Source organism: Bradyrhizobium sp. SZCCHNS3016, from assembly GCF_032484535.1.
Lineage (GTDB): Bacteria > Pseudomonadota > Alphaproteobacteria > Rhizobiales > Xanthobacteraceae > Bradyrhizobium.
In genome coordinates this window covers 12,977-14,816 of the sequence record NZ_JAUETE010000019.1, presented here as the reverse complement: position 1 = coordinate 14,816, position 1,840 = coordinate 12,977, and the positions used below count along the sequence as shown (strand labels likewise).

Genomic DNA, 1,840 nt, shown 5'->3' with positions numbered 1-1,840 from the left:
CTTGCGAAGGGTCCGATAGCGGCTGCTGGTCGATTGGGCGGATTCAATTGACACGATGGGCTTGCGCCATCGCGACGATCACCCTGCGCGGCCCCTTGAACGGCTCGCGCGCGTGCGCCGTCAGCATGTTGTCAAGCATGACGACGTCGCCGGTCTGCCAGGGGAAGACGATCTTGTGCCGGTCGAGCACGGCTCTGACCGTCGCCAGCGTCTCATCCTCGATCGGCGCGCCATCGCCGTAGAACGCATTGCGCGGCAGCTCGAGCGGATCGCCGACGATGTCGAGAAGACTTTCCCGCACCTCGGGCGCGAGGCTGGAGACGTGGAACAGATGCGCCTGATTGAACCACACCATGTCCCCGGTTACGGGATGCACCGCCGTCCCCTGGCAGACCTGCCGCGTCCGCAGTTCGTCGCCATCCTTCCATTCGCAGGCGATCGCATGGGAGGCGCAATAGGCCTCGACCTCGGCCTTCGACTCCGTGCCGAACACCTGCCGCCAGTCGACGTCGAGTCCGCTGCCGTAGTTGCGGACATACATGACGCCCCGCTCGGCGAAGCGGCTACGGATCGCGGCCGGCATGTCGCGATGGATCGACCGGCTGTCGGCGACCGGCGTCTCGCCGCCCTGCTGTGCCGCCTGCTCGCAATAGAACCAGATCTTCATCGGCCAGTCGCGCGTATAGGCCTGCTCGTTGTGCAGCGGGATGCTCTGGTGCGGCGGATATTCGGTCGAGGTGTAGACGCCGGCGCTGACCTGCGATCGGGGCGTCGAGCCGAATTCATAGGACAGCAGCGGATGGCCAAAGCTCGCGGCGAAGCTCCTGAACGCCTCGGCGCCGTCGAGATGGAAGCCACGGAAGAGAATTCCGCCGCACGCGTAGAGCTGGCGCTCGACCATGTCGCGGACCTCGCTGACGGCCTCCATCAGCGGCTGCCTCGTGCGGCTGGCCCGCAGAAGGAACGGCAATGATTCCTGTTCTATTTTAGATTGTATCGCGAACATGACCTCTCCCCGTCTCCCGTCGATTCAGCATCGAAGTCTCTTCACCAGCCGGCTTCCCGGCTGGGTCCTGCTTTCGGCAGGCCGCTCAAGGCCCCGCGCGAGCAACGGCGAGCTCCGGCCACGCCCGACGTGCTAGCAATGCGGCAACGAGGTTCAGCAGATCCGCCTGCTGGCTGTGGATGAAGAAATGGTCGCCCGGCAGCATGTCGAGGCCGAACGTGCCGGAGGTCTCGGCCCGCCATGCCTCCAGTGCCTCGGCACGCGTTTCGTCGAGCTCTCCGCCGAACACGTGCAGCGGACACGGCAACGGCTGGCGCCGCCGATACACGTAGTTCCCGCACATCAGGAAATCGGCCCGCAGGATCGGCAGCGTGCTGCGCATGATCTCCATGCTCTGCAACGCTTCCGGCGGTGTGCCGTTCAGCCTGAGAAGCTCCTCGCGCAATGCGGCGTCACCGAGCGGCTCGCGCCAGCGGCTGCCGTCGCGCACGGCCGGCGCTTCCGTTCCGGACACGAGCAGCATCTGCGGCCTTGGTGCGCCGAGCGCGAGCAGCCTGTGCGCGAGCTCGAAGGCGAGCAAGCCGCCGAGGCTGTGCCCGAACAGGACGTAAGGCTCCGCCAACGGCGTCCCGATCAGTTCGGACGCGAGCTGATCGGCCAATGCGGTCGCATCCGTTTGCAGCGGCTCGTCCATCCGTGCGCCCCGTCCTGGCAGCTCCAGCGGCAGGACCTCGATCCAGGACGGAAGACCTCTCCTCCAGCGCGCATAGACCATGGCGCTGCCGCCGGCATAGGGCAAACAGATCAGCCGCATGGCAGCCAGCCTCCTTCGCT

2 protein-coding genes are annotated in these 1,840 nt (G+C 66.2%); both read right to left on the bottom strand.

The window, feature by feature from the left end; translation table 11 throughout:
- Positions 1-43 precede the first annotated feature (43 nt).
- Entirely contained in the window at positions 44-928 is an 885-nt protein-coding gene (locus QW881_RS28510; RefSeq protein ID WP_315758266.1) for a TauD/TfdA family dioxygenase, read from the bottom strand.
- Positions 929-1,091: 163 nt separating this feature from the next.
- The gene (locus QW881_RS28505; RefSeq protein WP_315758267.1) at positions 1,092-1,820 is read right to left on the bottom strand and encodes a thioesterase II family protein; all 729 of its coding nucleotides are present in this window, start codon (positions 1,818-1,820) and stop codon (positions 1,092-1,094) included.
- Between the last annotated feature and the right edge of the window lie 20 nt (positions 1,821-1,840).

What these genes read in the sequence shown, in the direction of transcription:
- QW881_RS28510 (WP_315758266.1), bottom strand. Translation starts at nt 928, where the DNA reads ATGGAGGCCGTCAGCGAGGTCCGCGACATGGTCGAGCGCCAGCTCTAC.
- QW881_RS28505 (WP_315758267.1), bottom strand. Translation starts at nt 1,820, where the DNA reads ATGCGGCTGATCTGTTTGCCCTATGCCGGCGGCAGCGCCATGGTCTAT.